Source organism: Promicromonospora sp. Marseille-Q5078 (assembly GCF_050315395.1).
Taxonomy (GTDB): Bacteria; Actinomycetota; Actinomycetes; order Actinomycetales; family Cellulomonadaceae; genus Isoptericola.
Genome location: NZ_JBNPQG010000001.1, coordinates 463,462 through 482,712, shown reverse-complemented (window position 1 = coordinate 482,712; position 19,251 = coordinate 463,462). Strand labels below are relative to the sequence as shown.

The window sequence follows — 19,251 nt, the reverse complement described above, 5'->3', positions numbered from 1 at the left end:
CGCCGCTGGTCGACCAGCGGGTCAGCGCCAGGCCGCGGCGACGGCGAGGAACGCGTCGTTCGCCTCGATCTCGCCGATGGTCACCCGCAGGCCGTCGCCGGCGAACGGGCGCACGAGGACGCCGGCGGCGGTCGCCTCCGCGGCGCGCGCCACGGTGGCCTCGCCCAGCGGGAACCAGACGAAGTTGGCGTGCGTCTCGGGCAGGTCCCAGCCCTGCGCGCGCAGGGCGGCGGTGACGCGCTCGCGCTCGGCGACCAGCGCGTCGACGCGCTCGCGCAGCTCGTCCTGCGCCACCGGCTCCAGGGAGGCCAGCGCCGCCCGCTGCGCGACGTGGTTGACGCCGAAGGGCGTGGACACGGCCCGGATCCCGGCGGCGAGGCGCGGCTCGGCGACGGCGTACCCGACGCGCAGGCCCGCCAGGCCGTACGCCTTCGACAGCGTGCGCAGCAGGACGACGTTCGGGTGGCGGCGCAGCAGGTCGACGCCGTCGGGCGCCTGCGGGTCGCGCACGAACTCGAGGTAGGCCTCGTCGACGATCACCAGAACGTCGCGCGGGACGGCGGCGAGGAACGTCTCGAGCTCGTCCGCGTGCACCGCCGGGCCGGTCGGGTTGTTCGGCGTGCAGACCATGACGACGCGGGTGCGCGGCGTGACGGCGGCGGCCATGGCGGGCAGGTCGAGCCGGCCGTCGGGACCCACCGGCACGGTGACGGCGACGCCGCCCGCGACGGCGACCACGATCGGGTACGCCTCGAAGGACCGCCAGGGGAACACGACCTCGTCGCCGTGCTCCACGACGGCCTGCAGCACGTGCGCCAGCACGGCCACCGACCCGTTGCCCACCACGACCTGGTCCGCCGGGACGCCGACGTGCGCGGCGAGCGCCTCGACCAGCTCGGTGGCGTACATGTCCGGGTACCGGTTCGTCTCCTCCGCGGCCCGGGTGATGGCCTCGAGGACGGACGGCAGCGGCGGATACGGGTTCTCGTTCGACGACAGCTTCCACAACTTCGCGCCCTCCGCGGGCCGCGCGCCCGGGACGTACGCGGGCAGCGCGGCGACGGCGGCGCGCAGGGGGACGGTCGACGAGTCAGCGGGGGTGGTCACAGCCGTCAAGGATGCCACCTCGAGCAGGGCGGCTGACGTCCAGATTGCCAGGGCCCCACGGCACGCGCGCGAGCCGAACTGTTGACGACGGGGCGATGAACTCTGCCTCGCCGGTCTTGGCCCGGGTGCTCGCCCCGACGAGCATGTAAGTCATGCCAGAGCACCCCAGGTCCGCCGTGCCGATCACCCGACGCCGCGCTCTCGCCGTCGCCGCCGCCGTGACCGCGGCGACGACCGTGCACTCCGCGGTCCCGCCGGTGGCGGCAGCCACCGGCAGGCGCCCCGAGCCGACATACGGCCTCCTCATCGACATGCGGGAGCACGGCGCGGCCGGCGACGGGGTCACTGACGACACCGAGGCCCTGAATACCGCACTCGACGAGGTCGAGCGCAACGGCGGCGGCACGATCTACCTCCCGCCCGGCACGTACCCGGTCGGCAACAGCGCGCGCCCCCGGCTGCGGGACAATCTGACGATCGTCGGGAACGACGCGACGATCCTCAAGGCGGGCCCCAACGGTGCGCTGTTCGTCGCTCTGTCCCGGGGGCGCTCGGGGTACGGGACCGGCGTCCGGCATGTCCGGATCCGCGGGCTGAGGTTCCTCGGCTCCTTCCGCGACACCCGCCTGATGTGCCCGTTCGCGCTCAACCACGCGAGCGACGTCGTCGTGGAGAGGTGCACCTTCGAGCAGGTGCAGGGTTCGCGGCACTCCTTCGACCTCAACGCGTGCGAGGACGTCGTGATCCGGGACTGCACGTTCCTGGGCTACCACGACAACGAGGGCTATCAGAACAGCGAGTGCATCCAGGTCGACTACAGCTACAACGGCGCACTCTCGTACAGCGACGAGCCTGGGTCGCACAGCGGGTTGATGAGTCGCAGGATCACCGTCGAGGACTGCCAGTTCCTCCCGATCCGCGCCGACGGCGTCGACTACCCCTGCCCCAACCCGTTCGGCTCGCACGGGCTGAAGGAAGGCTCGTGGTTCACCGACCTCACCTTCCGGCGCAACGTCGTGGTCGACCCGATCCACGCCCCGGCGACGAGCGACGGACCGAACGTCGGCCACGACCGCGGGCTGATCCACCTTCCGACCTCGTCCCGCGTCCGGATCGAGCGCAACCGTTTCGTCCAGACACGGCCCGGCATGCTCCGGGCGATCTCGTTCTGCGCCGCGTCGTACGTCATCACGACGCAGTCGGACCCCAACGCCTTCCCGCCCGTCAAGGAGACGCTGGAGCACCCGCTCGACTGCCACGACATCAGGATCCGCGACAACGTCTTCCAAGGGTTCCGGGCCACCGACCCGACCGTGCCACCCCAGCAGGTGATCTTCCTCGGCGGGCTGCCGGACGGCGGTGAGCTACGGAACGTGGAGATCCGGGGCAACCGGTTCGACGACTCGGACCACCCGACCGTGTCCGGGGCGCCGGCCATCGAGGCGCGGTACGTGCACGGGCTGACCGTCGCCGGGAACACGTTCGACCGCAGCAGCCGGCTCGTCCGGGTCGACGAGTCGTGCCGCGACGTGCGGATCGAGTCCTCGACCGCGACGTCGGTCACCGGATCCGTGGCCGCGATCGACGTCGCCGCGAGCCTCTACACCGTCACCGGCAACCGGCTCCGCGGACGCCGGCCTCGGCCGGACGTCGGGGTCGCGATCGGGGACGGGAGCCCCGGGCTCGTCGCCCGCAACACGATCACCGGCTTCACCGAGGCCGTCCGGACCCCGCAGCCCCTGCCCGAGGGAGTCGTCGTCCGGCACTAGGTGTACTCGTGCGCGAGGCGTCTACCGTCCGCGGGCCCTCAGGCGGCCGTGCTCGCGTGCTCGACCTCCGCGGCCACGAGCCCGGCGAAGAACCGGGCGATCGCGTCGGCGGCGGGCACCTCGACCGACGCCTCGACGTCGGGGCTGTAGTTGGTGTTGGTGTTGATGTCGTACGGCACCGTGCGGCCGTCGACCGTCTCGAAGAACTCGACCCCGGCGATCTCGATCCCCTGCTCCGCGAGCAGCCGCTCGAGCGGGGCGACCAGCGGGTGCTCCGCCGTGATCTCGGGCCGCAGCGCGAACAGGGGCGGAGGCGTCTCGCCGTCGGCCCCGGGCAGCGCGCACGCCTCGGCGGGGCACAGCTCGAACCCGGTGGACGTGTCCACCCGCACGGCGTAGTGGAACCGTCCGCCGACGAACTCCGCGCGCGTGACGAACGACTCCGGCGCCACGAGCAGCTCCTGCAGCAGCCACACGCCGTCGACCGGCTCGTCGACGAGGCCGGCGTCGAGCGCCGCGGCGAACGTCTCGACGTCGTCGAAGCGCTGCACCCCGAGGCCCTTGCCCCCGCGGTTGTGCTTGGTGATGAACGGGGTGCCGATGCGCTCGGCGGCCCCGCGCAGCGCCGCGCGGTCCGTGACGGCGACCGTGCGCGGCGTGTCGAGGCCCGCGGCGCGCAGCAGCGCGTACTGCCGCACCTTGCTCACCTCGAGCGCCGCGGCGCGGGTGCCGTTCACCACCCGCCGGCCGGCGGCCTCCGCCGCGGACAGCAGCGCCTGCGCCGCCTCGGGGGCGTGCGGCACGCCGCGCGTGTGGGCGGACGCGCTCAGCCGGGACCAGTGCACGGCCTCCGGCGGCGGCGCGGAGAGGTCCAGGGTGACGTCGCCCAGGTGCCGGGGCTCGAGCCGGACGCCGGCGCGGTCGAACGCGCGCTCGAACGGCGGCAGCCACTCGGGGTTGTCGTGCAGGACGAGGACGGTACGGTCGCTCACCCAGCGAGCCTACGCGCCGCCGCCCCGAGAGTCGTGCCTGCGTCGCAGGGCCTTGACGTGCCACGATGACCGGATGAACTTCATCGTCCGCGTGATCGTCACGGCCGTCGCGCTGTGGCTGAGCGACCTGATCTTCACCAACCTCGAGATCTACGGCGGCGACGACAGCACGCTGAGCCGCATCCTCGTCATCCTCGGCGTGGCGCTGATCTTCACGATCGTCAGCAGCTTCGTGAAGCCGATCGTCAGCATCATCTCCATCCCCCTGCTGATCCTCACGCTGGGGTTGTTCTACCTCCTCATCAACGCCTTCATGCTGTGGCTCACCACCTGGATCACCGACCAGGGGTGGTTCGGCGACTGGGGCGTCGAGGTCACCGGCGGCTTCTGGTGGTTCATCTGGATCGCCCTGATCCTCGCCGTGCTCCAGGCGATCATCGGAGCGTTCGCTCCGAAGAAGGACTGAGACCAGCAGCAACACCTGCCTCTCCGGCGCCCTCGGGCCCGGGCGCCAGCACGGCGTCCGGGCCCGCTGTCGTCCGGCGGGCCGCGAAGAACCAGGTCTGCGCGCGCGTCCCGCCGAGCAGCCGCTCCAGCCGGCCCGTCACCCCGGCCACCTGCACGCTCCCGGAGTCCCGAGCCGCGGCCAGCGTGCGCAGGTGGGTGGGCATCGCGTGGGCGAGGGCGATGCTGCCGGACGCCGCGAGGTCGGCCGCGTCGGCCGACGCGAGCAGCCTGCGGCCCACGGTCACCCGGTCCGGCGTCGCGGGGTTCTCACCGCTGGAGCGTCCGTCCACCGTCGAGACCAGCTCCTCGTCGTTCTCGAGGTGCAGGACGGGCACGCCCGCCGGGGTGGCGAACGTCGCCGTCGGCGCGCCCGCCGTCACGACGCCTCCCACCGGGTGCTTCGCCCGGAACGCCGGCGACGCCGCGAGCGCCGTCGCCGCGATCCCGCCGAGGCTGTGCCCCACGAGCACCACCTCCTCGTCCTCGTCCGCGCCGGCCAGGTCGAGCGCCTGCTCCACCGCGGCGGACACGTCCGCCGACTCGTGCGCCATGAGGTCGAGGTCCGTGGCCGCGTCGAAGGGGTTCGTGGGTGACAGGAGCGCCTGGGTGCCGGGGATCAGCACGGTCCACGACGTGGAGCCGTCCTCGTGCGACACCCGCTCCACCGCGAGCGTGCCCGCGGGGACGCCGACGCCGGGCCGGCCGACGACGCCGCTGCCCTGCGGGTAGAGGTCGGCCGTGCGGGCGAGAGCCTCCGCGACGGTGCCCGAGGGACGGTCCGCCCAGCCGGGCGCCGGGCCGGCCAGGTCGGCGTCGGACAGCGCGAGCACCCGGACCTCGGAGGCGGGCAGCAGCGCGTCGACGAGGTCCGAGAGCGTCCCCGCGCCGCGCGTCAGGCCGCCCACGCCGGCCAGCCCGAGGACGGTGCCGGCGACCGCCTCGTCCGCGTACGGCGCGACGACCCGCCACAGGTTCGCCACCAGGTCGTCCGACGGCTCGACGGCCTCGCGCGTCGCCGGCGGCGGGGGCGTCGCGGCCCGGGGCGTCGGCACGTCGACCGTGGCCGGTCCGGCCAGGCCCTTCGCCCCCTGCGACACGGCGACGAAGGTCCGCACGGCCGGCTGGCCCACCAGGAGGTCGGCCACCGCCCCGACGGCGAGGGCGTTCCAGGAGACGAACGCGCCCACGGCCTGCTCGACGAGGGACTCCGTACGGCGGTAGAGCCCGGCCGCGAGCCGGAGCCGCAGCGCGCACCGGTCGACGCGGGAGGCCCGGAGCTCCAGCCGCGCGGCGGCGTCGGACACGCGGTCGGCGAGGACGAGGCCCGCCGCGACCGCACGCGGGTCCGGGGCCGTGAACGGCGCCGCCAGCGGGTCGGGCGCCCACGTCCACCGCACCAGGACGCCCTGGGCGGCCGCGCCGTGCCGGGCCGCCTGCCGCAGCCGCTCTGCCGCGGCGTCGAGCAGCGCGGACGCCCCCTGCACGGCGTCCGCGTCGACCCGCGCGAGCCCGCGCCCGCCCGAGATCGCGAGCGTCTCCGGCGGGGGTTCGCGCCCCGTCATCGGCCCAGCACCCCCGCCAGCTCCTCGAGCCGGGTCAGGTCGGCGTCGAGCTCGGCCAGCAGCGCCGCCACCTCGTCCCGGAACCGCTCCGCGGCCTCCGACTCCCACGCGACCGCGAGGCTGCGGCGGGCCGCGGCCGCGGCGTCGGCGACGCCCTCGTGCGCCGCGAGCAGCAGGGCTCGCGCCTCGACCGGCACTGCGCGCGCGGAGCCGGAGGCGGTGGCCGGAGTGAGCGGCCCGAGGCCGCCGTGGGAGGTCATGACCGCGACGCTAGGCCGGGCGGCGCCACACCTTCGGCAGGCCGTTCGCCCCTGTGGACGGCGGCCGCCTGGGGACAGGCTCGGCGCCGCGAGGCGCGGCGGCGCCGTCCCCTCGGTCTCGACAGGCTCGACCGACGGGACCCGGCCTCGTGGGAGAATGTGGGCCGTGACCTCCCCCGCGCCGCAGACCTCGCCGTCCGACGTCCAGCCCGCCCGCGTGAACCTCGCCGACGTCACGCCGCCCGTCGCGCTCGGCCCGCTCGACGGCCGCTACCGCGGCGCCGTCGCGCCGCTCGTGGACCACCTGAGCGAGGCCGCGCTGAACCGGGCACGCATCCACGTCGAGGTCGAGTGGCTGGTCACGCTGTGCAACGGCACGACGACGTCCCCCGGCGCCGTCGTCCCGGGCGCCCCCACCCTGACCGACGCCGAGATCGCCTACCTGCGGACGATCCCCGCCACGTTCGGGGCGGACGAGATCGCCGAGCTCGCGGCCATCGAGCGCGAGACGGTGCACGACGTCAAGGCCGTCGAGTACTTCATCAAGCGCCGCATCGCCGCCGCCCCCGAGGTCCTCGGGGAGACGAGCCTGCCGGCCGCGAGCGAGCTCGTGCACTTCGCGTGCACCAGCGAGGACATCAACAACCTCTCCTACGCGCTCATGGTGCAGGGCGGGGTGCGCGACGTCTGGCTGCCCGCCGCGGACGACCTGGCCGACCAGCTCGCCGGCATGGCGCGCGAGCACGCCGAGGTGCCGATGCTGAGCCGCACGCACGGTCAGCCCGCCACGCCGACGACGATGGGCAAGGAGATCGCCGTCCTCGCGCACCGCCTGCGCCGCCAGCTGCGCCGGATCGAGGGCGCGGAGTACCTGGGCAAGCTCAACGGCGCCACCGGCACCTACGGCGCGCACACCGTCGCCGTCCCGGGTGCCGACTGGCCCGCGGCCTCGAAGGGGTTCGTCGAGCACCTCGGCCTCACGTGGAACCCGCTGACCACGCAGATCGAGTCGCACGACTGGCAGGCGGAGATCTACGCCGACGTCGCCCGGTTCAACCGGATCCTGCACAACCTGGCCACCGACGTGTGGACGTACATCTCCCTGGGCTTCTTCACGCAGGTGCCCGTGGCGGGCGCCACCGGATCGTCGACCATGCCGCACAAGGTCAACCCGATCCGCTTCGAGAACGCCGAGGCGAACCTCGAGATCTCCTGCTCCCTGCTCGACACCCTGTCCGCGACGCTCGTCACGAGCCGCCTGCAGCGCGACCTCACCGACTCCACGACGCAGCGCAACATCGGCCCGGCGTTCGGCCACTCGCTGCTCGCGATCGACAACGTCCGCCGCGGCCTCAAGGCGCTCAACGTCAACGCTGCCCTCATGGCCGACGACCTCGACCACAACTGGGAGGTGCTCGGCGAGCCCGTCCAGTCCGCGATGCGCGCCGCGTCCGTCGCCGGCGTCGAGGGCATGGAGAACCCGTACGAGCGCCTCAAGGAGCTCACCCGCGGCCAGCGCGTCGACGCCGCCCGGATGCGCGAGTTCGTCGCCGGCCTCGGCCTGCCCGACGACGTCGCCGCCCGCCTCGCGGACCTCACGCCCGCGTCGTACACCGGCATCGCCGCGCAGCTCGTCGAGGACTACCTGAGCTGAGCAGCGCCCCGCCGAACATGCACCTGCGCTCGGAATCCGGTCCGGATTCCGAGCGCAGGTGCATGTTCGGCATCACGACTACCTCGACCGCGTCATCGCCTGCTGCCCGACGACGGCCAGCAGCGCGAGCTTCTCCTCCGCCTCGGAGCGGGGCGGGGCGGTGAGCACGAGCAGCGCTTGCGTCTGGTCCTCGGTGAACAGCACCTGGCAGTCCAGCTCGACGGGCCCGACCTGCGGGTGCACCAACGTCTTGTGGTCGGCGAAGCGCTGGTGCACCTCGTGCCGGTCCCAGATCTCGGCGAACTCGTCGCTGCGCGCGCGCAGGGCGTCGACCAGCTCCCCCGCGCGCGAGCGCGGGCCGAGCATCCCGTGCGCGACGCGCAGCGTGGAGACGAGCGAGCGGCCCTGCCGGTCGCGGTCGCCGGTGGGGTACAGCTCGCGCTCCGCGGGGTCGGTGAACCAGCGGTAGACGTCGCTGCGCGCCCACCCGGTCAGCGCGGAGCGGTCGCCCAGCAGGGCGACAGCGAGGTCGTTCGCCACGAGGGTCTCGCCGAGCGCGGAGAGCACGAGGGCGGGCGTGTCGGACAGCCGGTCGAGGACGCGCAGCAGCGCGGGCGAGACGTGCGACGACATCGTCGTGCGGTCGGGCGCGCCCCGGCCGGCGACGCGGAAGAGGTAGTCCCGCTCGTCGTCGGTGAGCCGCAGCGCCCGCGCGAGCGAGGCCAGCATCTGCTCGCTGGGCTGCGGTCCGCGCTGCTGCTCGAGCCGGGTGTAGTAGTCGGCGGACATGGCCGCGAGCGCCGCGACCTCCTCGCGGCGCAGCCCGGCGGTGCGCCGCCGGGCCCCGGCGGGCAGGCCGACGTCGTCGGGGTGCACCGCCTCGCGGCGGCGGCGCAGGAACTCGGCGAGGGCGCGACGGTCGACGGCTCGGTCCATGCGACCCATCGTCCGCCGACGTCGCCGGGTCGGCCAGGCCCCAGCCAGGGACCGTCGGTCCCCCGATGACCGCTCCCCTCCCGTCCCCCGGGCCGGCGGCGCAGGGTGGGAGACATGGACATCACGCGCAGCACCGTCTTCATTCCCGGCGCGACCAGCGGCATCGGCCTCGCACTCGCGCTCCGCCTCCAGGCCCGCGGCAGCACCGTCATCGTCGGAGGACGCCGCACCGCCCTGCTCGACGAGATCATGACCGCCCACCCCGGGATCGACGCCGTCCGCGTCGACACGGCCGATCCCGACAGCATCGAGGACGCGCGCCGCGAGGTCCTCGAGCGCCACCCCGGCCTCGACGCCGTCGTCGCGATGGCGGGCATCATGCGGGCCGAGGACTGGACGTCGTCGGACTTCCTCGCCACGGCCGAACGGACCGTCGTGACCAACCTGCTCGGGCCGATCCGGCTGGCGGCCGCGTTCCTGCCGCACCTGCGGACCCGCCCGGGCGCCGCCTTCGTCACGGTCTCGTCGGGCCTGGCGCACGTGCCGCTCGCGGTGACGCCCACCTACAACGCCACGAAGGCGGCGGTCCACCGGCTCAGCGAGGGCATCCGGCTGCAGCTCGAGCCGGCGGGCGTGCAGGTGATCGAGATCGTGCCGCCCGCGGTGCGGACCGCCCTCATGCCGGGACAGGAGGAGAGCCCGGTCGCGATGCCGCTCGACGCCTTTGCGGACGAGGTGGTCGAGCTGCTGGCGGCGGACCCCGACGCGCACGAGATCCTGGTCGAGGGCGTGAAGTTCCTGCGGTTCGCCGAGACGTCGGGCGCGTACGACGCGACGGTCGCGCGGCTCAACGCCACGGACCCCCACGCCGTCGCCCGGACGAGCTAGGCCTACTTGCGCAGGTACTTCGTCGCGACGTACCCCTGCTTGCCGTTGACGTAGACCTTGACCCACCCGTTCGAGGGCTCCCAGACCTTCTTCACGGCCTTGCCCTTGTTCAGCGAGTCGAGGATCCGGCCGCTGGTGCTGGGGGTCGAGCGCAGCCGCAGGCCGTTCACGGTCACGTACCGCGTCCCGAGCGAGGTCACCCAGGGCGAGACGTAGCTCGAGTGCATCCAGCCCGTGGTGCCGTCGCGCGTCACCTTGCGCCACAGACCCGAGCTCGCCCCCGGCTTCGCGGTGAGCTTGCGGTTGACCCGCACCTCCTTGATCACCCGGTAGTTGGTGCCGGGGCCGGAGCGCAGGTTGACGCGGGTGGTCGTGTAGTAGGTGCACGAGGACGGCACGACGCGCCGGTTGGCCCACGACGCGCCCGCGGTGAGCGACGCGCCGTGGTTCTTCATCCAGGGCAGGGGATCGGTGGTCGAGCCGGAGCCCTTGTAGGCGCCCTTCCAGATCTCCAGGTGCAGGTGCGGCGCGGTCGAGGTGCCGGAGCTGCCGACGTCCGCGATGTGCTGCCCGCGCTTCACGTACTTGCCGGTCTTCACGTACTTGTTGCCGTCGATGACGTGCCCGTAGACGGCGAAGACCTTGCCGCCGTTGGCGTTCGACCGCACCACCACGACCTGGCCGAAGCCGGGGGCGGAGCCCGCCTTGATGACGGTGCCCGGTGCCACGGACTTGATCTTGGTGCCCTTCTTGGCGCTCATGTCCTGGCCCAGGTGCCAGGCGGACGCCGCCTTGATCGGCATGCACCGCGGACCGTAGTAGGAGGAGAGCCCGTAGGACTTGTCCGGGAGCGGGCGGACGGCGGCCGACGCGGCGCCTGCGCCGGCGATGCCCGTCGTCAGCGCCATCACGGTGGCGATCCCCATGGTGACTCCGGTCGTGATGATGCGGCGCACGGTGCGCATGGTGGTGCCCCCTCCAGCGTCAGTGAGCTCGGGCATCGTTGCCCAAGCCGCACGGTAAGCACAGGGGGTGGGGTAGCGCGCGCGGTACGACATCCACGACACTCGTCTTCACAGGTGATCGTGAGCGTGAAACTCCCTTACCAGTCGTCGTGACCCACGGAGGACCCGCAATGTCGCACCCGTCCGCTCCCCGACCCGCCGTCGCCGTCGACCGGCGCCGCTTCCTCACCCTCGCCACCGCCGGGCTCGCCGGCTCCGCCCTGTCCGTGACCGTGGGGTCGATGGCGCCCGCGCACGCCGCCGGCGCGGAAGCCCCCGGCACGACGGGCGCGGGCGCGACGTCCCGCAAGCGTGAGCTGCGCGCGATGTGGATCTCGTCCGTCGTGAACATCGACTGGCCGTCGCGCACCGGGCTGAGCGCGGACGAGCTCCGGGCCGAGTACGTGCACTGGCTCGACGTGGCCGCCGACATGCACCTCAACGCGGTCTTCGTGCAGGTCAGGCCCACGGCGGACGCCTTCTGGCCCAGCCCCTACGAGCCGTGGTCGCAGTACCTCACCGGCACGCAGGGCGGCGACCCCGGCTTCGACCCGCTGGCCTTCGTCGTCGCCGAGACGCACGCGCGCAACCTGGAGCTGCACGCCTGGTACAACCCGTATCGGGTGTCGATGCAGACCGACCCGGCGCAGCTCGTGCCCGAGCACCCGGCCCGCCTGCACCCGGACTGGGTGTGGCCGTACGGCGGCAAGCTCTACTTCGACCCGGGCCTGCCCGAGGCGCGCGAGCACATCTACGCCGCGATCCTGCACAGCGTCGAGCACTACGACCTCGACGGCGTGCACTTCGACGACTACTTCTACCCCTACCCCGTCGCCGGCCAGACCCTGCCCGACGCCGGCACGTACGCCGAGCACGGCGGCGGCTTCGCGACGATCGAGGACTGGCGCCGGCACAACGTCGACGAGTTCGTGCAGACGATCTCCGAGCGGATCAAGCAGCTCAAGCCGTGGGTCAAGTTCGGCATCAGCCCGTTCGGCATCTGGCGCAACGCGTCGACCGACCCGCGCGGCTCGGACACGGGCGGGTCGCAGAGCTACGACCTGCAGTTCGCCGACACCCGCCGGTGGGTGCTCGAGGGCTGGCTCGACTACATCAACCCGCAGATCTACTGGCAGTTCGGGCTCGCCGTCGCGGACTACGCCAAGCTCGTCCCGTGGTGGGCCGACGTCGCGGCGCAGGGCGGCACGCACCTGTACATCGGCGAGGCCCTGTACAAGGTGACGTCGGGGGTGTTCACCGACCCGGCGGAGCTGAGCAACCACCTCACCTTCTGCGCCGAGGTCACGGACCGGGGCACGCCCGTGCACGGCAACGTGTACTTCTCGGCCGTGCACGTGCCGCAGGACCCGCAGGGCTCGATGTCCCGCGTGCGCGCCGACCACTACGCCCACCCCGCGCTGGTCCCGACCATGCCGCACCTGCCGGGCACCCGCGTCCAGCAGCCGCTGCTCACACACGCGCACCACGACCGCGACGGCGTGGAGCTGCACTGGGTGGACGCCGCCCCGCACCGCCGTCGCGCGACGTCGTTCGCGGTCTACCGCGCCACCGGCAGGGGCGCGCGCGTCGACGTCGACGACGCCACGCAGCTCCTCGGCACCGTCCGCTCCGACGGGCGCGTGCTGCAGGACTGGACCGACGCGACGGCGGTGCGCGGCGAGCGGTACACCTACGCGGTGACCGCCCTCGACCGGCTGTGGAACGAGTCCCGGCCCAGCCGCTCCCGCTCGGTCGGCTGAGCCTCGTCGGTACCGGGTCTCGACAAGCTCGACCAGCCAGCGTTGGTTGAGCCTGTCGAAACCGGGTCTCGACAAACTCGACCGGCGGTGGTCGGTCTCGACAGGCTCAGCCAGCGGTGGTCGGTCTCGACAGGCTCGACCGGCGGTGATCGGTCTCGACAAGCCCGACCGGCGGTGGGTCAGCGGGCGCAGTCGAGCGCCCGGAGGTCGACGGCGTCGGCCATCGCCCGGTACCCGGCGTCGTTCGGGTGCAGGTGGTCGCCGACGTCGTACGCGGGGAGGAGGCGGCGCGGGTTCGCGGGGTCGCGGGTGGCGGCGTCGAGGTCGACGACGGCGTCGTACTCGCCGCTCGTGCGGATCCACTCGTTGACCCCGACGCGCACCTGCTCCTTCGCCTCGTCGGCGTAGACCGCGCCCTCGAACGGGGTGAGGGTGGCCCCGACGACGCAGACGTCCGCCGCGTGCGCGCGGGAGATGAGCTGCCGGTACGCGGCGATCAGCTGGTCGGCCGACGTCGCGTCGCCGTGGCCGATGTCGTTGATGCCCGCGAGCACGACGACGGTCTCGACGTCGGGCTCGGCGAGCACGTCGCGGTCGAACCGCGCCAGGGCGCTCACGCCCATGCTGTCGACGAGGACCCGGTTGCCGGCGATCCCCTGGTTCGACACCCCGAGGCGCTGACGGCCCGGGGCGGCGGCGAGGCGGTCGGCGAGGCGGTCCGGCCACCGGTGGTTCGCGCCGGCGGTGGAGCCGTACCCGTCGGTGATCGAGTCGCCGAGCAGCGCGAGCGTGCCCGCCCGCTCGGGCGCGTCGACCGCCACGCCGGTGACCCAGTACCAGTGCGGCGAGGTCTCCGTGTACGCGGCTCCGCCCTCCTCGGCGGCCACGTCCCCGGGGCCGGAGAGGTAGTTCGCCTGCATCGCGAGGCGGTGCCCCGTCAGCGCCACCTGCTCCCCGACGGCGTGCACGCTCACCGCCAGCGTCGTGTCCGCCGGGACGTCGCCCTCGACCGGGTCGCTCAGGACCTGGGCGCCGGGCGGCACGGTGACCGTGCCGGAGCCGGCGAAGGTCACTTCCCGGTTGCTGCCGGGCACCACGTCGGCGCCCGCGTCCTGGAGCCCCACGTACACCGAGTCGAACGTGACGGGCGCGGCGCCGAACGTGTTCGACAGCTCCACGCGGGGGTCCGCCCCCCCGACGCTGGTGTGCACGAGGTTGCGGACCGTGCGGTCGTCGAGCGTCCCCCGGACGCGGTCGGCGCTCGCGCCCCACGTCGCCACCCGATCGGTCCCCGCGGTAGGCGTCGACACCGTCGTGGGCGTCGACACCGTCGTGGGGGTCGACCCGGCCGTCGGCGCGACGGCCGACACCCCCAAGAGGCCGACGGAGGCCACGAGGACGGCGGCGAGGGCGCGGCGGCGGGGGCTGCCGCCCTCAGACATCGCCGACATCGTCGGCCCCGGTCCGGACGTCGCTCACCCCGCCACCGTCGCGCGTGACGCGGCTCCCGCGCAACCGTGCCGTGGCGGCGGCGGGATCAGCTCTCGAGGAAGATCCCGTTGCCGGGGCCCACGGGCAGGTCGAGGAAGAAGAACACGGTGAGGATCGCCGCCCACACCAGCCAGAAGCACACGGTGAACGGCAGCAGCCGCGCCATGACCGTGCCGAGCCCCGCCTGCGGCTCCCACCGCCGCAGGTAGGCGAGCAGCACGATCATGTACGGGTTCAGCGGCGTGATGATCTGCGTGGCGGAGTCGCCCACGCGGAACGCGGCCTGCACGAACGCCGGCTCGTAGCCGATGAGCGCGAACATCGGCACGAAGACGGCGGCCATGAGCGTCCACAGCGCCGAGCCCGAGATGATGAACAGGTTGAGCAGCGACGCCACGACGAGGAAGCCGAGGATCGCGCCGTAGCCCGTCAGCCCGATCGACTCGAGCGCCGACGCCCCGGAGACGGCGATCCACTGCCCGACGCCGGACCAGTTGAACAGCGCGACGAACTGGCCGAGCACGAACGCCAGGACGACGAACCCGATCATGTCCTTGAGGGCCTGGCCGAACATGATCGGCACGTCCTCGATGCGCCGCACCGTCCCGACCGCGCGCCCGTAGGCGATCGCGGGGACCAGGAACAGCGTGAAGACGATGAACACGATCGAGCTGAGCAGCGGCGACTCGGGCAGGAACGCGCCGTCCTCGTTGCGCCACGGGGAGGCGGGCACGAGCGCGGCGACGACCATCACCGCCGCCACTCCGAGCGCCACGACCAGCGCGTTCCGCAGGCCGCGCCGCTCGTCCGCCGTCGTCGCCGCGGACGCGTCCGCCAGCGGGTCGTCGCCGTCCTCCACGACCTGCTCCGTCGGCACGCCCTGGCGGCGGACCCGCGGCTCGAGCACCCGGTCGATGAGGAAGCCGGCGAGCAGCGCCAGCGCGATCGAGGAAACGGCGTTGAAGAACCAGTTCGACAGCGGGTTCACCGGCGAGCCCGGGTCGGGCAGGATCTGGGCGACCGAGCTGGTGATGCCCGCGAACAGGGCGTCCAGGCTGGTGACGAGGATGTTCGTCGAGTACCCCGCACCGGCCGCCGCGAACCCGCCGAGCAGGCCCGCGACGGGGTGCCGGCCCGCCGCGCGGAACACCATGGCCGCGAGCGGCGGGATGATGATGAAGGCGGTGTCGGACATGATGCTGCCCATCACGCCGACGAAGCCGACCGCGTACGCGAGCGCCCACCGCGGCGCGGACCCGAACGCGTAGCGCACCGCGGCGCCGAGCAGGCCTGACTTCTCGGCCACGCCGACGGCCATGAGGATCGGCAGCACCGTGACCAGCGGCGGGAAGCCGAGGAAGTTGGGACCGAGGTTCTCGGTGAGCCAGGTCATCCCCTCGGCCGTGAACAGGCCCTTGACCTGGACGACCTCGTCGCTGCCCGGCATCTGCACCGTGACGCCCGCGAACGCCATCGCGGTCGACACGACGGCCACGACGCCGAAGAGGACGAGGAACAGGGTGAACGGCTCGGGGAGCTTGTTGCCGACCCGCTCCACGCCGGCGAGGAAGCGGTCGGTGCGGGATCGTGCGTCGACGGAGCTGGTCACGCGGTCTCCTCGGTCCGGCCCGCCGCCGCGGGCGTGTCCGCCCGACCGTAGTAGCCCCGATCATCCGTTGCGAGAGTTTCGTCCGCATCATGAGATTCGCGCCGTTCCTCCCGGCCGCGGCGACCGCGTCCTTACGATGCCTGACATGACTGTGCCCGCATCGAACGCCGCGCCCGACTCGAACGCCGTGCCCGACTCGAACGCCGTGCCCCCCGCCCGGCCGAGCACCGCCTACCTCGACCACCTCGTCCGGGAGTCGGAGGAGAAGCGCCGCGCGTCCGCGCCGCCCGACGTCGCGCCGTCGCCCCTGCCCGACGCGGTCGCGGACGCCGTCGAGCGGGCCGCCGAGGCGCTGGAGCCCGAGCTGCGCGAGATCGTCGACCGCCTGCACGCCGACCCGGAGCCGGCGTTCGAGGAGCACCGCAGCGCCGCGACGCTCGTCGAGGTGCTCGCCCGGCACGGGGTCGAGGCCGAGCTCGGCGTGCACGACGTCGCGACGGCGTTCCGCGCCGAGCTGGGCACGGGCGACGGTCCGACGGTCGCGATCTGCGCGGAGTACGACGCGCTGCCCGTCATCGGGCATGCCTGCGGGCACAACGTCATCGCGGCCGCCGGCGTGGGCGCGTTCCTCGCGCTGCACGACGCCCTGTCCGCGGGCGACGGCCCGCTTGGGCGGGTGGTGCTGCTCGGCACGCCGGCCGAGGAGGGGCACACCGGCAAGGAGGTGCTGGCCCGCGCGGGCGCGTTCGACGACGTCGACGCGGCGATCATGGTGCACCCGTACGGGCAGGACGTGGCCGAGCAGGTGTGGCTCGGGCGGCGGCTGCTCACGTGGACGTTCACCGGCCGCCCGGCGCACGCGTCGGCGCAGCCGTTCATGGGCCGCAACGCGCTCGACGCGGCGAACCTCGCCTACCAGGGCGTCGGCCTGCTGCGGCAGCAGCTGCCGCCGGTGGACCGCGTGCACGCGACGATCGTCGAGGGCGGCACCCGCCCCAGCATCATCACCGAGCGTGCGGTCATGCGGCTGTACGCCCGGTCGAAGTACCCGGACACCCTGCGCGACCTGTCGGCGCGGCTCGACGACATCGCCCGGGGCGCCGCCCTCATGACCGGCACCCAGGTGGAGATCGGCTGGGACGACGGCGCGCTGCCGAGCCTGCCCGTGCGCACCAACGCCGCGCTCACGGAGCGCTGGGTGGCGGCGCAGCGCCGTCGCGGGCGGGACCCGCTGCCGGCCGGCGTGGTGTCCGAGACGATCGCGGCCTCGACGGACTTCGGCAACGTGTCGTTCCGGGTGCCGGGCATGCACCCGCTGGTGCAGGTCTCCGCGCCGGAGGTGGCGCTGCACACCGCGGAGTTCGCCGACGCCGCGGCGGGCCCGGCGGCCGTGGCCGCCGCCGTCGACTCCGCCGTCGGCCTGGCCCTCACCGCGCTCGAGTACCTGAGCGACGACGCCCTGCGGGCCGCCGTGCACGACGAGTTCGTCGCGCACGGCGGCCCGCTGGACGTGCCGCGCTACTTCGACTGAGCCGGTCGAGCCACCCACCGCCGGTCGAGCCACCCACCGCCGGTCGAGCCACCCACCGCCGGTCGAGCCTGTCGAGACCCCTCCGTGGTCTCGACAGGCTCGACCGACGAAGGTTGTCGACAAGCTCGACCGACGAGAGCTTTCGACGGGCCCGACCGCCGGGTCAGCGGCTCCCGACGGTGAACCGCAGGGTGTCGGTGTACTCCCGGCCCCGGTGGTCGGTGGCCGTCACGGTCGCGGCGTGCGTGCCCTCCTCGAGGCCCGCCGGGACGGGCAGGCGCCACAGGTGGGCGCTCGACCGCGTGACGCTGCCGCTGGTGAGCAGGTTGCGCGTCGCGGCCTGTGGGTCGGAGAACTCCCACCCGGTCTGCAGGGCCTCGCCTGCCATCGGCTGCGTGTGCTCGGCCTCGACCGCGGCGCCGCCGTCGATCGACACCTCGACCTGCGCGTCCGAGGAACCTGCGAAGAAGTTGGCCGTGAGCCAGCTGTCGCCCGCGAGGTCCTCGGCGCTCACCAGGTGCTGGTCGCCCAGCGCCGGGGCATCACCGTCCTTGCCGCCGTCGCGCCACGCGAGCGCGTCGCCGGCCCAGTCCCGCCAGTGCGGCGTGTTCACGCCGAGGGCGAGCTGGAGGTCGTCCTGCTCCCCGCGGATCGTGTACCGCTCGGAGAACTCGTTGCCGTCCAGCTCCAGCGTGAGGACGCCCGGGCGGGCGCCGTCGGCCATGTACGCGAACGGCAGGCCGTGCTCGTCCAGGCCGCCGGAGTACCAGTCGCCGGAGACGGCGCCGGCCACGAGCTGGGTGTGCTCGAGCTCCTCGACGCCGCCCGCCTTCCACTCGGCGCGGGTGTCGCCGGGCAGCAGGTTCTCCAGCATGTGCGTGTGCCCGCCGACCGTGACGGCGTTGCGGCCCTCGAGGACCTCGTACAGCGCCGGCGCGTTGTCGGTGATGACCTCGCGGTGGTCGACGATCGGCGCGTGCGCGGCGACGACGACGAGCTTGTTCCTCGGCACCTCGGCGAGGTCCGCCTCGAGCCAGGCGAGCTGGCCGTCGTCGATCGCCTCCGCGTAGCCGCCGTTCTTCCCGTCCTTGGCGCCCTTGTAGACGATGTTGTCCAGCACGACGACGTGCGCCTGGCCGACGTCGTACGAGAAGTAGCCCGGCCCGACCTGCTGACGGAACGTGTCCAGGGCGTGCGCGTCGTCGACGGCGTCGTAGTCCATGTCGTGGTTGCCGGGCGCCATGCGGACCGGGCCGTTCGCGGCGGCGTACAGGTCCTTGAGCGCCGGGTACAGGCTCAGGTCGTCGCCGACGTTGTCGCCGAGCAGCAGGACGCCGCAGCTCGCGTAGTCCTCGCGGTCCATGAGGTCCCCGACGGCGCCGTCCCGGGCGTATCCGACCTGGGTGAGGTCGTACGTCTGGGTGTCGGCCGCGATCGGGCAGCTCTGCGCAGCCCTGCTCGTCGCCTTGTCCTTGGCGAGCGGGAAGTTGACCGCCTTCGGCAGCGGGCCCGTGGGCTCGATGCCGCCGTACGTCAGCTCGGGCGACCCCTCGGGGACATGGTTGTAGCTGAACTGCGCGATCGCGTCCTCGTCCACCGGCACCTGGTAGCCGGCGGGCTGCGTGACGAACACGGTCGTGTCGTCGTCGACCGGGATGCTGTAGCGCCCCTGGCCGTCGGTCGTGACGACGTCGCGCCCGTTGGACACCTGGACGCCGGCGACGCCCTTCTCGCGCCGGTCCTGGGTGGAGTCCTCGTCCTTGTCGTGGAACACGGTGCCGGTGAGCACCTCGGGGTCGGCGGCCTCGCCGCGCACGACCTCGACGTGACCGGTGTACAGGCCGGCCTGGCTGCGCTGGGCCGCTGCGTTCGACGCGGTCGTCGTCGGGTCGGACGACGGCGCGGCGACCGCGCCCGGCGCCGCGAGGACCAGCCCGACGAGCGAGGCGGTCCCGGCGACGGCGCATGCCTGGCGGATGCTGCGGGGGTTCATGTACTTCCTCCGGGTTCTGGGAGAGCGGATCGAGTACACGCCCTCGTCAGGGCGCTCCGGCATGCCGATGGCGACGACGCTAGGCGGCCGAGGCAACCGTCCGGTGACGCCGAGACGCCGGGCAGCCGAACGTCAGAGCGGCCACGGCGAACTCCCAGCCAACGGTGGCCTTCCGTTACCCCGTGGAC

The 19,251-nt window shown here is 73.4% G+C and carries 15 protein-coding genes; 6 read left to right on the top strand and 9 right to left on the bottom strand.

Annotated elements, in window-relative coordinates:
• Positions 1 to 21: 21 nt before the first annotated feature.
• Positions 22 to 1,107: a histidinol-phosphate transaminase gene (gene hisC, locus ACQFYA_RS02215; RefSeq protein ID WP_499121188.1), complete on the bottom strand. Its 1,086-nt coding sequence runs from the start codon at positions 1,105 to 1,107 to the stop codon at positions 22 to 24.
• Between the two features lie 152 nt (positions 1,108 to 1,259).
• Between hisC and ACQFYA_RS02210 the strand changes: the two genes are divergently transcribed.
• Positions 1,260 to 2,876 carry a glycosyl hydrolase family 28-related protein gene (locus ACQFYA_RS02210; protein ID WP_499121185.1) on the top strand — a complete coding sequence of 539 codons (1,617 nt, stop codon included), beginning with the start codon at positions 1,260 to 1,262 and terminating at the stop codon, positions 2,874 to 2,876.
• A 38-nt stretch (positions 2,877 to 2,914) separates the two neighbouring features.
• Here the strand turns inward: ACQFYA_RS02210 and ACQFYA_RS02205 are convergent, their stop codons facing one another.
• Positions 2,915 to 3,868 (bottom strand): ATP-grasp domain-containing protein, encoded by a 954-nt coding sequence (locus ACQFYA_RS02205; protein WP_499121182.1) that lies wholly within the window; start codon positions 3,866 to 3,868, stop codon positions 2,915 to 2,917.
• A 73-nt stretch (positions 3,869 to 3,941) separates the two neighbouring features.
• On the opposite strand from ACQFYA_RS02205, the gene ACQFYA_RS02200 reads away from it, so the two are divergent.
• Complete coding sequence (locus ACQFYA_RS02200) at positions 3,942 to 4,334, top strand: phage holin family protein (RefSeq protein WP_499121179.1); 393 nt, start codon at positions 3,942 to 3,944, stop codon at positions 4,332 to 4,334.
• Here ACQFYA_RS02200 and ACQFYA_RS02195 read toward each other — a convergent pair.
• Positions 4,303 to 5,937: a hypothetical protein gene (locus tag ACQFYA_RS02195; RefSeq protein ID WP_499121176.1), complete on the bottom strand. Its 1,635-nt coding sequence runs from the start codon at positions 5,935 to 5,937 to the stop codon at positions 4,303 to 4,305. The genes ACQFYA_RS02200 and ACQFYA_RS02195 overlap by 32 nt on opposite strands.
• A complete protein-coding gene (locus tag ACQFYA_RS02190; RefSeq protein ID WP_499121173.1) occupies positions 5,934 to 6,197 on the bottom strand; it encodes a hypothetical protein in 264 nt (87 codons plus the stop codon). Before ACQFYA_RS02190 ends, ACQFYA_RS02195 begins: the two co-directional genes overlap by 4 nt.
• A gap of 157 nt (positions 6,198 to 6,354) precedes the next feature.
• Between ACQFYA_RS02190 and purB the strand changes: the two genes are divergently transcribed.
• Positions 6,355 to 7,851: an adenylosuccinate lyase gene (purB, locus tag ACQFYA_RS02185; RefSeq protein ID WP_499121171.1), complete on the top strand. Its 1,497-nt coding sequence runs from the start codon at positions 6,355 to 6,357 to the stop codon at positions 7,849 to 7,851.
• Positions 7,852 to 7,929: 78 nt separating this feature from the next.
• On the opposite strand, the gene ACQFYA_RS02180 is transcribed toward purB, so the two are convergent.
• Positions 7,930 to 8,787 (bottom strand): helix-turn-helix transcriptional regulator, encoded by an 858-nt coding sequence (locus ACQFYA_RS02180; RefSeq protein WP_499121168.1) that lies wholly within the window; start codon positions 8,785 to 8,787, stop codon positions 7,930 to 7,932.
• A gap of 114 nt (positions 8,788 to 8,901) precedes the next feature.
• Here ACQFYA_RS02180 and ACQFYA_RS02175 point away from each other — a divergent pair, with 114 nt between their 5' ends.
• The gene (locus ACQFYA_RS02175; RefSeq protein WP_499121166.1) at positions 8,902 to 9,675 is read left to right on the top strand and encodes an SDR family oxidoreductase; all 774 of its coding nucleotides are present in this window, start codon (positions 8,902 to 8,904) and stop codon (positions 9,673 to 9,675) included.
• A 2-nt stretch (positions 9,676 to 9,677) separates the two neighbouring features.
• On the opposite strand, the gene ACQFYA_RS02170 is transcribed toward ACQFYA_RS02175, so the two are convergent.
• Positions 9,678 to 10,631: an SH3 domain-containing protein gene (locus ACQFYA_RS02170; RefSeq protein ID WP_499121163.1), complete on the bottom strand. Its 954-nt coding sequence runs from the start codon at positions 10,629 to 10,631 to the stop codon at positions 9,678 to 9,680.
• Positions 10,632 to 10,810: 179 nt separating this feature from the next.
• On the opposite strand from ACQFYA_RS02170, the gene ACQFYA_RS02165 reads away from it, so the two are divergent.
• Entirely contained in the window at positions 10,811 to 12,439 is a 1,629-nt protein-coding gene (locus tag ACQFYA_RS02165; RefSeq protein WP_499121160.1) for a glycoside hydrolase family 10-like protein, read from the top strand.
• 179 nt (positions 12,440 to 12,618) lie between these two features.
• On the opposite strand, the gene ACQFYA_RS02160 is transcribed toward ACQFYA_RS02165, so the two are convergent.
• Together ACQFYA_RS02160 and ACQFYA_RS02155 are read right to left on the bottom strand one after the other, a co-directional pair.
• The gene (locus ACQFYA_RS02160; RefSeq protein WP_499121157.1) at positions 12,619 to 13,881 is read right to left on the bottom strand and encodes an SGNH/GDSL hydrolase family protein; all 1,263 of its coding nucleotides are present in this window, start codon (positions 13,879 to 13,881) and stop codon (positions 12,619 to 12,621) included.
• A 95-nt stretch (positions 13,882 to 13,976) separates the two neighbouring features.
• A complete protein-coding gene (locus ACQFYA_RS02155; protein ID WP_499121154.1) occupies positions 13,977 to 15,539 on the bottom strand; it encodes an AbgT family transporter in 1,563 nt (520 codons plus the stop codon).
• Between the two features lie 145 nt (positions 15,540 to 15,684).
• Between ACQFYA_RS02155 and ACQFYA_RS02150 the strand changes: the two genes are divergently transcribed.
• Positions 15,685 to 17,070, top strand: a complete 1,386-nt coding sequence (locus ACQFYA_RS02150) for a M20 family metallopeptidase (protein ID WP_499121151.1) — start codon at positions 15,685 to 15,687, stop codon at positions 17,068 to 17,070.
• Between the two features lie 163 nt (positions 17,071 to 17,233).
• Here ACQFYA_RS02150 and ACQFYA_RS02145 read toward each other — a convergent pair whose 3' ends face one another.
• Complete coding sequence (locus tag ACQFYA_RS02145) at positions 17,234 to 19,063, bottom strand: calcineurin-like phosphoesterase C-terminal domain-containing protein (protein ID WP_499121148.1); 1,830 nt, start codon at positions 19,061 to 19,063, stop codon at positions 17,234 to 17,236.
• Positions 19,064 to 19,251 lie beyond the last annotated feature (188 nt).